Origin of the sequence: Paludibacterium sp. (assembly GCF_019232825.1) — a bacterium.
GTDB lineage: Bacteria > Pseudomonadota > Gammaproteobacteria > Burkholderiales > Chromobacteriaceae > Paludibacterium.
In genome coordinates, this window is the sequence record NZ_JAFAND010000011.1 from 18718 (window position 1) to 30019 (window position 11302).

The 11302-nt window shown below is 65.3% G+C and carries 12 protein-coding genes; 4 read left to right on the plus strand and 8 right to left on the minus strand.

Translation table 11 applies throughout. From position 1 onward, the window contains the following. Window positions 1-21: 21 nt before the first annotated feature. Genes JOZ06_RS01135 through JOZ06_RS01160 form a run of 6 tightly spaced genes read right to left on the minus strand, consistent with a single transcriptional unit; the run spans window position 22 to window position 6836 of the window. A complete protein-coding gene (locus JOZ06_RS01135) occupies window positions 22-402 on the minus strand; it encodes a type II toxin-antitoxin system VapC family toxin (RefSeq protein ID WP_293227849.1) in 381 nt (126 codons plus the stop codon). Next, complete coding sequence (locus tag JOZ06_RS01140; RefSeq protein WP_293227851.1) at window positions 399-644, minus strand: type II toxin-antitoxin system prevent-host-death family antitoxin; 246 nt, start codon at window positions 642-644, stop codon at window positions 399-401. The genes JOZ06_RS01135 and JOZ06_RS01140 overlap by 4 nt, the downstream gene beginning before the upstream one ends. 42 nt (window positions 645-686) lie before the next feature. After that, window positions 687-2078 (minus strand): tetratricopeptide repeat protein, encoded by a 1392-nt coding sequence (locus JOZ06_RS01145; protein WP_293227852.1) that lies wholly within the window; start codon window positions 2076-2078, stop codon window positions 687-689. Beyond that, the gene (locus JOZ06_RS01150) at window positions 2075-3523 is read right to left on the minus strand and encodes a tetratricopeptide repeat-containing glycosyltransferase family protein (RefSeq protein WP_293227854.1); all 1449 of its coding nucleotides are present in this window, start codon (window positions 3521-3523) and stop codon (window positions 2075-2077) included. The genes JOZ06_RS01145 and JOZ06_RS01150 overlap by 4 nt, the downstream gene beginning before the upstream one ends. Next, window positions 3520-5655: an NAD-dependent DNA ligase LigA gene (gene ligA / locus JOZ06_RS01155; RefSeq protein ID WP_293227855.1), complete on the minus strand. Its 2136-nt coding sequence runs from the start codon at window positions 5653-5655 to the stop codon at window positions 3520-3522. Before ligA ends, JOZ06_RS01150 begins: the two co-directional genes overlap by 4 nt. A 47-nt stretch (window positions 5656-5702) precedes the next feature. Beyond that, window positions 5703-6836, minus strand: coding sequence for a cell division protein ZipA C-terminal FtsZ-binding domain-containing protein (locus JOZ06_RS01160; protein WP_293227856.1), 1134 nt, complete (start codon window positions 6834-6836; stop codon window positions 5703-5705). 243 nt (window positions 6837-7079) lie between these two features. Between JOZ06_RS01160 and JOZ06_RS01165 the strand changes: the two genes are divergently transcribed. The 4 genes from JOZ06_RS01165 to JOZ06_RS01180 are packed head-to-tail and all read left to right on the plus strand — an operon-like array spanning window position 7080 to window position 9235. Further along, complete coding sequence (locus tag JOZ06_RS01165) at window positions 7080-7550, plus strand: MarR family transcriptional regulator (protein WP_293227857.1); 471 nt, start codon at window positions 7080-7082, stop codon at window positions 7548-7550. Next, the gene (locus tag JOZ06_RS01170) at window positions 7534-8079 is read left to right on the plus strand and encodes a cytochrome b (protein ID WP_293227859.1); all 546 of its coding nucleotides are present in this window, start codon (window positions 7534-7536) and stop codon (window positions 8077-8079) included. Before JOZ06_RS01165 ends, JOZ06_RS01170 begins: the two co-directional genes overlap by 17 nt. A gap of 21 nt (window positions 8080-8100) precedes the next feature. Then, window positions 8101-8643 (plus strand): YceI family protein, encoded by a 543-nt coding sequence (locus tag JOZ06_RS01175; RefSeq protein ID WP_293227861.1) that lies wholly within the window; start codon window positions 8101-8103, stop codon window positions 8641-8643. Window positions 8644-8668: 25 nt separating this feature from the next. Then, window positions 8669-9235, plus strand: a complete 567-nt coding sequence (locus JOZ06_RS01180; RefSeq protein WP_293227862.1) for a YceI family protein — start codon at window positions 8669-8671, stop codon at window positions 9233-9235. Here JOZ06_RS01180 and JOZ06_RS01185 read toward each other — a convergent pair. Both JOZ06_RS01185 and JOZ06_RS01190 read right to left on the minus strand, forming a co-directional pair. Then, window positions 9229-9888 carry an energy transducer TonB gene (locus JOZ06_RS01185; RefSeq protein ID WP_293227863.1) on the minus strand — a complete coding sequence of 220 codons (660 nt, stop codon included), beginning with the start codon at window positions 9886-9888 and terminating at the stop codon, window positions 9229-9231. The genes JOZ06_RS01180 and JOZ06_RS01185 overlap by 7 nt on opposite strands. Window positions 9889-9893: 5 nt before the next feature. After that, complete coding sequence (locus tag JOZ06_RS01190; protein ID WP_293227865.1) at window positions 9894-11273, minus strand: MFS transporter; 1380 nt, start codon at window positions 11271-11273, stop codon at window positions 9894-9896. Window positions 11274-11302 lie beyond the last annotated feature (29 nt).

The following is an 11302-nucleotide window of genomic DNA, read 5'->3' on the forward strand; positions in this document are numbered from 1 at the left end:
CGAACACTCGCTACACTTGTGTTACAGCAATTGGATCAGACCGGGATAGCCGCCGAACTTGCTGTCAACCGTCAATAGACGCATAGGCTCGGTGAGCGCTTGGGCAATGAGCATGCGATCGAACGGGTCCTTGTGAATCCAAGGGAGTTCTTCCGTTCTCGTCACGTGCTCCGGCAGAATGGGCAGGCTGTCAAAGCCCGCGGCGTTAAACGCGCTTTGCGCGTACTGGCTGGAAACCGGCAATTTTCCCAACGAGTGCTTTACGGCGATCTCCCACAGCGACACCGTGCTGGTATAAGCCCGCACCTCCGGCCTAAGCAGCATCTCGCGCGCGGCTTTGGGCAGTTTCGGATCGTCGACGATGGCCCATAGCGCGATATGCGTATCGAGCAGAACGTTCATTCCCCCCCCTTTTCGAACAGTGCCAACACCTCCTCGTTGCACTCGTCGATATCGTCGGGCACGGTGAACTCACCCTTGGCCAGCCCGAGCCGCACAGGTTGGCGATAATTCTGCAGCGGCACGATACGCACAGCGGCTTTGCCGTTTCTGGCAATAATCACCTCTTGCGTCTCGCCGCTTTCCACTGCTTCGACCAATTTTGACAACGTCGACTTCGCCTGGAACATGTTTACAGTCGTCATGGCGCCTCCTTAGCTAAGTCTAGTCTATACCAGTAAGCTGGGTTAACCAATTCCTGGAAGCGGGCAAACTTGACTGAGCAAACGCGGCAAGTCGGCGATGACCGGCTGCCAGTCGAACAGGCGCGTCTGGCGCGCCAGGCGCATGGACGCATACCACGGCATGCGCTCGCCGTCGGCGGGGAACAGGTTGCCGCCCAGCGCACGCATCAGCACCACAGTGGGCACGCCCAGCGCGCCGCCCAGGTGCGCGGCGGCGGTATCGACCGTGATCAACGCGTCCAATTGCGTCAGGATCGCCGCGGTATCGGCGAAGTCGCCGATGGCGCCGGGCGCGATCAGCCGCGCGGCAAGCGCGGGCGGCAGCGCATCGCCGCCGACCTGCAGCGAGAGCCAATCGGCGTCGATGCGGTCGAGTAAAGCCGCCAGCGCTTCGGGCGGCAGGCTGCGGCTTTGGCGGTCGATCTCGCCCAGGCCGACGCCGAAGTCGCCCGATTGCCAGACCACGCCGAGGCGCGGCCGTTGTCCTTTCGGCCCGAGGCGGGCGGCCCAGCGTTGCGTCAACGCGGCATCCGCCGTCAGGTACGGCGCGCGGCTGGGGATGCTCTCCGGCATTGTCCCCCAGACGAACGGAAACGACATGGCGGACAAGTGATAATCGGCGGGCGGCAATGCCGCTTGGCTACTGACAAGCAGGTCGACGCCGGCCAAGCAGGTCAGCAACGGCACGAGCGGCGCATCGACGCGCAACGCCAGCCGGCAGCCGGGATGCGCCGCCTTCCACAACGGCAGGTAGCGCGCCATCTGAATCATGTCGCCGAGCCCCTGCTCGTGCCACACCAGCAACGTCTTGCCGGCCAGCGGCTCGCCGCGCCATTCCGGCATCGCCTGGTCGAGCGGCTGGCGCAGCGCCTGCATCCGCGGCATGCGCCAGCGTTGTTCGTACCAACGGAAGCCTTCGCGATAGTCGCCGGACTGGATCAGCGCGATGGCGCCGTTGAAAAAGGCCTCCGCCGGCGCGTCCGCCAGCGCGGTCGCGCGGCGGTAGCTGTCGATGGCCTCGGCGAGCCGGCCCTGCTCCTTGAACAGCAGTCCGAGGTTGCTCAACAGTTCGGCATGCCGCGGCGCCAGCGTCAACGCGGCGTCGAAGCACTGATGCGCCTCGTCGTAACGTTGCAGGCCGCGGTACAGATTGCCCAGGTTGATCCAGGCATCCAGATAATCCGGGTTGAGCGCCAGCGCCTCGCGCAGGCAGGTCTCGGCCACGGCGCGCTCGCCCAGCAGCTTGAGCAGCACCGCCAAGTTGTTGCGCACCTCCCACGAGCCCTGATTCAGATTCAGCGCCTGCAGATAGTGATCGAGCGCCTGCGGATAATCGCCGCGCGCGTAGCATTGGTTGCCGAGGTCGAAACAGGCGCGCCAGTCGCTCAAGGTCATGATGCCTCCGCGCGCAAGGCGGCCAATTCGCCGGCAACACGCAACAAGACGGCGTTCCAGTCGCCGGGCGCGGGCTGACGCAATACCCGCGCGCTCGGATACCACGGCGCGGACTCGCCCTCGGCGCCGAAGAACGGCGCCCCTTCATGGCGCATCAGCACCCAGACCGGTTTGCCCATGGCGCCGGCCAAATGGGCGACGGCGGTGTCGACGCACAGCACCAGATCCAGATGGGCGATGATGGCGGCCGTGTCGGCGAAGTCGTGAATGACCGGCGCGAACACCCGTTCCTGCAGACAATCGGGCAACGGCTCGGGTTGCAGGCAGACAAAATCGGCTAGCGGCAATAGCGGCGAGAACGCCTCGGGGTCGATCGATTTCTGCTGCCGCATCAAGTCGCGCGCGCCGACGCCCCAGACGCCGGACTGCCAAGCCAGACCCACGCGCAGCCGGCCAGGCTGTTTGGGCGGCAGGCGCGCCGCCCACGCGGCCATGTCGTTCGCGCGCGCCGACAGATACGGCGCCAGCGGCAACGTGTCGATGCGGGCGGCCAGCACGCCAGGCAGTGACGCCAGCGGCAGCTGGCAATCGAAGGCCGGCGCCGCCTCGGGCGTTACCAGTTCGACGTCGCCGAGGCCGCTGAACAGCCGGTGCAAGCTCTGTGGGCAGGACAACAGCAAGCGCGCCTCGGGATGCGCGGCACGCACCTGTGGAATAAAGCGCGCCATCTGCAGGCTGTCGCCCAGCCCTTGCTCGCTCCACAGCAAGAGCGTGCGCCGGCCGAGCGCCTCGCCCTGCCAGCGCTGGCCTTGAAAGCGCGGTGTCAGGAACACCTGCCAGCGTGCCTCGTACAATGGCCAAGCCTCCAGGTAACGGCCCAGCGTCAACAGCGGAATCGCCTGGTTATAGCGCGCGTCGGAGAAATCGGCATCGAGCGCCAGCGCCTGCCGGTAAGCGTCGACGGCCTCGCTCAGATGCAGGCCGCCGGTGAGCGCGTTGCCAAGGTTGGTCCACCGCGCCGGACTCGCGCCCGCGCGCTCGATCGCGCGCAGATGGCAGGCGGCCGCGTCGTCATAACGGCGTTGATGCTGCCGCACGAGGCCCAGGTTGCTCCAGGCGTCGGCGTGATTCGGATCGAGCTCGATCGCGCGCGCGAGCAGGCCCTCGGCCGGATCGAGCTGCCCCAGTTCCTTGAGCAGCGCCGCCAGGTTGATCAGTAAGCCCGGCGCATCGGGCTGCAGCTTGAGCGCCTCGCAATAATCGTCCAGCGCCAGATCGTAGTGCTCAAGCCGATGGTGACACACGGCACGGTTGGCCAACGCCTGCCAGTCGTCCGGGCGCGCCGCCACGGCGGCGTCGAACGCGGTCAGCGCCGCATCGAGCTGTCCGGCGGCCATGTGCCGGCAACCCTGCTCGTACACCTCGTCCACCGCGATGTCCGTCATGCGCCGCGCTCCAGCAAGGCCAGCAAGCCGGCTTCGTCGACGATCGCCACGCCCAGCGCTTGCGCCTTGTCGAGCTTGCTGCCGGCGGCTTCGCCGGCCACCACATAATCGGTCTTGCCCGAAACGCTGCCGGCCACCTTGCCGCCGGCGGCCTCGATCAGCGCCTTGGCCTCGTCGCGGCTCAAGGTCGGCAGCGTACCGGTCAGCACCAGGGTTTTGCCGGCCAGCGGCTGCGGGCCGCTATCGGCCACCGCTTCTTGCGGCCAATGCACGCCGACCGCCACCAGGGCGTCGACCACCTCGCGGTTATGCGCCTCGGCGAAGAAATCGAGAATCGACTCGGCCACCACCGGGCCGATGTCGGGTACGGCCATCAACGTGTCGAGCGACCTGCCGCGAACCAGCGGATCGTCGATGCCGTCGGCCAGCGCCATCAGCGCGCCGATATCGCCGATATGGCGCGCCAGATCGCGCGCGGTCGCCTCGCCGACGTTGCGGATGCCGAGCGCGTAGATGAAGCGCGCCAACGACGTGTGCTTGCTGGCTTCGATCGCGGCCACCAGGTTGTCGGCGCTCTTTTGCCCCATGCGTTCCATGCCGGCCAGACGCTCGGCGTCGAGCCGGTACAGATCGGCCAGCGTATGTACCATGCCGCGCTCGACCATCTGGTCGATCAGCTTGTCGCCCAGGCCGTCGATATCCATCGCCCGGCGCGAGGCGAAATGCCATAGCGCCTGTTTGCGCTGCGCCGAGCAGAACAAACCGCCGGAGCAGCGCGCCACCGCCTCGTCCTCTTGCTTGACGATGTGCGAGCCGCACACCGGGCACTGGCTCGGCAGGCGGTAGGGCGGACTCACCGGCTCAAGCGACGTCGAAAACAAGTCCACGCCGGCAGCCTCGCGCATTGGCCGCTTGTCCAGCACCACCGACACGACTTCGGGTATCACGTCGCCGGCGCGGCGCACGATCACGGTGTCGCCGACGCGCACGTCCTTGCGCAGCACTTCGTCCTGGTTGTGCAGCGTGGCGTTGGTGACGGTGACGCCGCCGACGAAGACCGGCGTCAACCGCGCCACCGGCGTGATGGCGCCGGTTCGGCCCACCTGCTCCTCGATCGCCTCGACCACGGTCAGCGCTTCCTCGGCGGGGAACTTGTGCGCGACGGCGAAACGCGGCGCGCGCGCCACGAACCCCAATCGATCCTGTTCGTCGCGCCGGTTGACCTTGTACACCACGCCGTCGATGTCGTACGGCAGGCTGGGGCGGCGCGCCAGCATGGCTTCGTAACAGCCGATCAGGCCGGCCAAGCCGGATACGACCGGCCGCAATGCATGCTCGACCACCGGCAGGCCGAGCGCGGCCAGCCAATCCATTTCGGCTTGATGCGTCTCGGGCCAGACGGCGCCCTCGATACGGGCGATGGCATAGGCGTAAAACGACAGGCGCCGTTTGGCGGTGATGCGCGAATCCAGTTGGCGCAGGCTGCCGGCGGCGGCGTTGCGCGGGTTGGCGAAACGCTTCTCGCCCAACGCGTCCTGTGCCTGATTCAGCCGCTCGAAGTCGGCCTTGAACATCAGCACCTCGCCGCGTACCTCCAACAGCGCCGGCACGTTGTCGCCGGTAAGCCTGAGCGGCAGGCGCTTCACCGTGCGCACGTTCTCGGTCACCTCCTCGCCGGTCACGCCGTCGCCGCGGGTCGCGGCCTGCACCAGTACACCGTCGCGGTACAACAGACTGATGGCCAGGCCATCGAATTTGGGCTCGACCGCGTACTCGACCGGCAGCACGGCCAACTCGCGCGCGATGCGCTCATCGAATTGGCTCAGCTCCGCGTGCCGCGCGCTGGGGTCCTCGACCTGCATGTCGGAGAACACGTTGTTGAGCGACAGCATCGGCACGGCGTGGGTCACTTGCGCGAAAGCCGCCAGCGGCGCCCCGCCCACGCGCAGCGTGGGCGAGTCGGGCGCGCGCAATGCGGGATGGCGCGCCTCCAGCGCGATCAGCTCGCGCATCAAGCGATCGTACTCGGCATCGGGCACCGTGGGCGCGTCAAGCTCGTAGTATTCGCGGCCATAGCGGTTTAATAGGGCGCGCAAGGCGGCGGCACGCTGGATATCGTCGGTCGGTATCATGTCAGGACGGTCGGATGAGCGGGCCGACGCGGGGTCGGCCCGGTGGGTCAGGCAAACAGGCGCAGGGCGGCGACGCTGCCGGGCGCGATGCCGCGGTCGTCCATGCTGCCATAGATGGTCTTCAATTGATCGCGAATGCGGCCAAGGCCGACGTCGGTCAGCAGACGGCGGTTGTCATCGACCAGTTGCGCGTCGAACTCCTGCGCCAGCAACCGGGCAAACTGAATCGCGCGGTCGAATACCTCGACGCCGCCCGCCACGCGCGGCACGTCAAACAGCAGGCACAACGCCGGGAAACTGTTGTCGAGCAGCGTATGCAGCGTAAACGGCATCTGATCGGCCGCCATCAGCGAATACAGCGTATTGCCGGAGTCGGCGAGATAATGGAAAGCGCCGTCGGGTTCGAGCTGCATGCCGCTGGATTCGACGAAGCTGCGTAAGCGAGTACCTTCGATGGCCTGGCGCGGCACGACATTGATGCCGATGAGCACGTCCACGTCGGCGCAGAAACGATCGAGCTCGCGCGCGGCCACCAGCTTTTGCTGCCGCTGCGGGAAGCTCGCGGCAGCGCCGTACTCCTCGGCAAAGCGCGTGACTTGCTGGCAGAAGCTCGCCAGCTCCTGCTCGGTGACGGCACCGCCGCGGTCAACCAGCTGCAGCCCGATGTTGACCTGCTTATAACGGATGCCGGGCAGCACCTCGGCCGACTTCCACAGGCCACGCTCGGTACGGCCGATGATCTGCACCCGCTTGGCGACGTTGAAGCGCGGCATGCTGACCAGCTCCTGCGGCTGGTGGAAGACCACTTCACTGATGAAGTCCAGCGAGGGATCGAGCATGGCGACCACCAATGCCTGGTGGTCGGCCGCGTCGAACGGCTCCTCGGCCGGTTCCGCGACCATCTCGGCCACCGGCTCGTCGTCGGGCACCTCGACCTCGAACGGCTCCGGTTCGGGCAAGTCGACGCGACCGGCGTCGAGCAGCACCGGCTCCAGCCGGTCGGCGCGCACGCCGTCGCGCACATTGTTCTTCGGCACGGTCAACAGCGGATCGTCTTGCGTGCGTACGAAAGACTGTCGCATTTTGCGACGGAAGCGCCACTCCTGCACCACGTTGAAACCGTATACCAGGGCGACGATTGATCCGCCCAACACCAATAAACCTAGTTGTAATTCGCTCATCAGCCAGTCCGCAAGGGCGAATAAATCCGTGGGTAGTATAACGAATCGTCGTTCGCGCGACACCTGTGTCAATGAAATCGGACGGAAAAGCCTGTCATCTCGGCCTTTCATCCCCCAGGATGCCACCGCGTCTCCACGCCGTCGATACATTGTTCATGATTTGTGCTAGATATTCATGCATAAGGAATTTTGCAATTAGTTCTAATACGAACTATCATCACCATAATCAAATTCGGAGACGCTATGAGTCAAACGCCCCGGGAGCCCTTTCTACCGCTAATCCGGCTGCTGGCCCAAACCTATCAGACCTTCGAGCAATTCTCGGCCCACCACGTCCGGCAGATGGGGCTCACCCCGCCGCAGTTCGATGTGGTCGCCACCCTGGGCAATACCCGAGGCATGAGTTGCAAGGACCTCTCGGAAAAGACGCTGATCACCAAAGGCACGCTGACCGGCGTGGTCGATCGCCTGTGCGATAAGGGCATTGTGCAACGCACGACCTTGGAGCACGATCGGCGCAGCGTGTTCGTCGCTTTGACCGCGCGCGGCGAGGCGCTGTTCGAGGAAGCCTTTCCGGCGCACTTGCAGCATATGCGCCAGGCATTCGCCGCATTCGACCCCAAGGATTACGATCGGTGCGCCGCGGAGTTGAAACGCCTGCGCGATGCGTTTGCCATGGCCTTGAACGAGGTATCCGATGAAGCCTGCGAATAATCCCCGTTACGCCGTACCACTCGTCGTTTTGCACTGGGTGATGGCCCTTTTGATCGTGGTCGCGTTCGCCGTGGGGCTGAAAATCTGGAGCCTGCCGCTCTCGCCCTTGCGATTGAAGCTGATCCTGAGCCACAAATCGGCGGGACTGACGATCCTGTTGCTGCTGGCGCTGCGGCTGCTGACCCGCGCCGCGACCCGCGTGCCGCCGCTGCCCGCCCATATGTCCGCCGGGGAGCAGCGTCTGGCCCACCTCGGCCATCTGGCGCTGTATGCGTTGATGCTGGCGGTACCGTTGTCCGGCTGGGCCATGAGCTCGGCGTACGGCATCCCGGTCGTATTCTTCGGCATCGCTCACCTGCCCGACTGGGTCGCCGCCGATCCGGCGCTGGCCGAAAACCTGAAATGGCTGCATCGCGGCCTCAATCTGCTGTTGGCGTTGACAGTCAGCGGCCATGTGCTGTTCGCGCTGAAACACCATTTCCTCGACCGCGACGGCATGCTTCATCGCATGCGTCTCGGCGGTTCTTGATGATCGTTGGAGAGAAACCGAATGAAGCTCACCCTCGCCGCCTGGCTGCTCTTGGCCGCCACGCCGCTCTTTGCCGCGCCCGTCGATAGCGGCGCCAGCCGCATCGATTTCACCCTGAAGCAAATGGACATCCCCATGCAGGGGCAATTCAAGCGCTTTAGCGGCGACATCGTGCTCGACCCGGGCAAGCCCGCCCAAGGCAAAGCAGATCTGACCATTCAGATCGCCGGCATCAGCCTGCCGACCAGCGACGCCAACGCGCAAGTGCAACGCCCCGAGTGGTTCAACGCCGCGCGCTATCCGACGGCGCGCTTCGTCACCACCAGCATCAAGCCGCTGGGCGGCAATCACTTCCAGTTCAACGGCAAGCTGACCATCAAAGGTATCACCCGCGACGTCTCGGCGCCGTTCGTCGTCAATCGCCAAGGCGCACTGACCGTGGCCGACGGCGCGCTGGCCGTGTCGCGGCTGTCCTTCAAGGTCGGCGAAGGGGACTGGGCCGACACCGATACGGTGGCCGATACCGTGTTGATCAAATTCCACGTCGCCTTCCCAGGCAAATAACCGTCACACCATGGAGAAACATAAGATGAAGAAATTGTTGATCGCCAGCCTGCTGGCCGCCGCCAGCGCCGTCGCGTTCGCCGCCCCCGTCACCTACACCGTCGATCCGTCGCACACTTACGCGGCCTACGACATCAATCACATGGGCTTTTCCAATCAATCGGGCACCTTCACCCGCGTCAGCGGCACGGTGACGCTGGATACGGCGGCGCATAGCGGCGTGGTGGACGTGACGGTCGACACCGATTCGTTGCAAACGTTCTGGCCGGCACGCGACAAGCACTTGAAGAGCGAGGCGTTCTTCAACGTGGCCAAGTACCCGACCATGACCTACAAAGCCGACAAACTGGTGTTCGACGGCGATAAGCTGACTCGGGTCGAAGGCAATCTGACCCTTTTGGGCGTGACCAAGCCGGTGACGCTGACGATCACCAACTACCGCGGCGGCAAGAACCCGATGGTGGGCAAGGACGAATACGCCGCCAACGCCGTGGCGCAGATCAAGCGTAGCGACTTCGGCATGACCACCTATCTGCCGGCGATCGCCGACGACGTGACGCTGCGGCTGACCATCGAAGCCCTAGGTCAATAATCCAAGTGAAATGGCATCGCCATTTTGAGTTGTGAATCCACCGCCACCCCGGCGCGCCGCGCCGGGGTGAATCTACCGTGGCGCAGATAATCGAGCGCCGCCTGATCCAGGTCGTTGAACCCACTCGAACGCAAGAGCGCCACCTCGCGCACCTGCCCGTCCGCCGCAATAGTCACCAGCACCCCGACCCGACCCGTCTCGCCCCGCTCCCGCGCCTGCTCCGGATAAGGGGGCGTGCCGCCTAAATAGCGAGCGGGCGTCACCGTCCCGCCGCCATGGCCATCGCCCGTGCCGCTACCGCCGTCCGGGCTCGCTGCCGCCGAGCCGGCCGCGGGTGCCGGCGGCGCCGCGCTGACGGTCACAGACGGTGCGGGGGCGGCGGCAGGGGACGCGGTGGCGGGCTGGGGCCCCGGCGCCGCGACGGGCGCATGTTCGGCGGTTCTGGCCGCCGGCACGGCGGGATGGGCGGCGCCGGCGCGCGGCGTTCGCGCCTGGGGACCGACAGCCCCCAGCCCGGCATCCGGCGCGGCTTGCAGCACCACCTGCAACGGCGCCGCTGGCCGCGGCGGGCGCGCCGCCCACAGCCCCAGCAACAACGCATGCGCGAACAGCGACAGACCGATCGCCACGCCAAGGGGAGAATGCCGCCGCATGCCGGTCAGCAACGCATTTCGGCGCCCGGGCGGGTATAGCACAGCCAGGCGACCAACGTGGAGAGAACGTAAAACACGAAGAACAAGGCGAAGGCCGGCACGAAGCTATTGAACCAGGACAGCGCGCTGCCGAACGATTTCGGAATGAAGAAGCCGCCAAACGCCGCGCCGACCGAGCTGATATTCATCGCCAGCGCGCCATTGCGGCCGCCGCGCACATAGGCGTCTTGCGCGCTTTCGCCGCGCGCCTCGGCCTGTTGCAGCGCTTCGTGCATGAAAACCTTGGGCGCCAGCTGGTACGAAGAGCCGTTGCCGATGCCGGCGGCGATGAAAATCACCTGCACCATGGCGAGAAACAGCCAGAACGATCCGCCGCCAGCGGCGCCCGGCATGGCGAGCAACACGCCAATGGTGCCGATGGCCATCAGCACGTTGCTGATCATCGTGGTGATGCCGCCGCCGATATGGTCGCCGAGCCAGCCGCCAAGCGGGCGCAGCAGCGCGCACAACATCGGGCCGATGAAAGCGTAGGCCAATGCGTTATGCAACGGAAACAAGGCATGCGATAGCAACGGGAACGCCGCCGACAAGCCAAGAAACGTGCCGTAGCTGCTGAGGTATAACAGGCAGATCGCCCAGGTGTGCGGGTGCTTCATGGCCGTGAGCTGATCGGTCGGCGTCAGGCGCAGCCGCGGCATATCGTGCGCGTACAGCAGGCAGACGATGGCCATCAAGGCGATAAAGGGTGTCCAGCAATACCCCGCGTTCTGCAGCCACACGGCGTGCACGTCGCCGCCCTGCCCCCAGATCTGCGGCTCGCCGCCGGACCAGCCAAACAGATTGACGGAGATCAGCAGCGCCACGACCAATTGCGACACCGACACGCCCAAATTGCCGAGGCCGGCGTTGATGCCCATGGCGAAGCCCTTGGCCGATCGCGGGAAAAAGAAACTGATGTTGGGCAGATGCGAGGCCGATGCGCCGCCGCCGATGCCGCAGCAAGCGGCAACGAACAGCAGCATCGGGAACGGCGTGGCGATGTCTTGCACCACGTGCGCCACGCCCAGGGCGGGAATCAGCAAAAACAGCGTGGAGAGCGCCATCCACATGCCGCCGCCGACCCAACTCCACGCCCAGGAATAGAGAATGCGCATGATGGCGCCGATCAAACCGGGAATCGACACCAGCAGAAATTGTTGTTGGCTGGTAAGCAGAAAGCCGACGGCGGGCAGATTGACCACCACCATGCTCCACATCATCCAGATGTTGAAGTTCAAATGCAGCGAGCCGGTGGACAACCACAAGTTGCGCAGGGCGATGCGGCGACCGTGCGTTAGCCAGAAAAGCTGGTTTTCCGGTTCCCAACGCTGAATGCGAATGGTCATGGCAGGTCGTCCGTTGCGCAAAAGACAGC

Coding starts and splice junctions, on each gene's coding strand:
- JOZ06_RS01135 (WP_293227849.1), bottom strand. CDS start 402: ATGAACGTTCTGCTCGATACGCATATCGCGCTATGGGCCATCGTCGAC.
- JOZ06_RS01140 (WP_293227851.1), bottom strand. CDS start 644: ATGACGACTGTAAACATGTTCCAGGCGAAGTCGACGTTGTCAAAATTG.
- JOZ06_RS01145 (WP_293227852.1), bottom strand. CDS start 2,078: ATGACCTTGAGCGACTGGCGCGCCTGTTTCGACCTCGGCAACCAATGC.
- JOZ06_RS01150 (WP_293227854.1), bottom strand. CDS start 3,523: ATGACGGACATCGCGGTGGACGAGGTGTACGAGCAGGGTTGCCGGCAC.
- ligA (WP_293227855.1), bottom strand. CDS start 5,655: ATGATACCGACCGACGATATCCAGCGTGCCGCCGCCTTGCGCGCCCTA.
- JOZ06_RS01160 (WP_293227856.1), bottom strand. CDS start 6,836: ATGAGCGAATTACAACTAGGTTTATTGGTGTTGGGCGGATCAATCGTC.
- JOZ06_RS01165 (WP_293227857.1), top strand. CDS start 7,080: ATGAGTCAAACGCCCCGGGAGCCCTTTCTACCGCTAATCCGGCTGCTG.
- JOZ06_RS01170 (WP_293227859.1), top strand. CDS start 7,534: ATGAAGCCTGCGAATAATCCCCGTTACGCCGTACCACTCGTCGTTTTG.
- JOZ06_RS01175 (WP_293227861.1), top strand. CDS start 8,101: ATGAAGCTCACCCTCGCCGCCTGGCTGCTCTTGGCCGCCACGCCGCTC.
- JOZ06_RS01180 (WP_293227862.1), top strand. CDS start 8,669: ATGAAGAAATTGTTGATCGCCAGCCTGCTGGCCGCCGCCAGCGCCGTC.
- JOZ06_RS01185 (WP_293227863.1), bottom strand. CDS start 9,888: ATGCGGCGGCATTCTCCCCTTGGCGTGGCGATCGGTCTGTCGCTGTTC.
- JOZ06_RS01190 (WP_293227865.1), bottom strand. CDS start 11,273: ATGACCATTCGCATTCAGCGTTGGGAACCGGAAAACCAGCTTTTCTGG.